Consider the following 209-nt stretch of genomic DNA (forward strand, 5'->3'; position numbering starts at 1 on the left):
TTCCAGGTGGTGTTCAAAATTCCCGGCCGCGTCAGCCTCGGTGCCAGCGAAGGCGCCAAGAGCCTGCGTGTCACTAGCGCGACGCTCGCGCCCGATCTCGCGGTCCGCGCCGCCCCGGTGAAGGACCCGACCGCGTTCCTCGAGGCGAGCTTCAAGCAGAACGAGGACGCGCCGCTGTTGCCGGGACGCGTCTCGATCTACCGCGACGG

Annotated in this window: 1 pseudogene; it reads left to right on the plus strand. The window is 68.9% G+C overall.

Going from position 1 to position 209, the window contains the following annotated elements:
• Positions 1–209, plus strand: a pseudogene (locus KJQ96_RS39930) (hypothetical protein); the annotation flags it as partial.

Source organism: Bradyrhizobium sp. sGM-13 (assembly GCF_018398875.1).
Classification (GTDB): domain Bacteria; phylum Pseudomonadota; class Alphaproteobacteria; order Rhizobiales; family Xanthobacteraceae; genus Bradyrhizobium.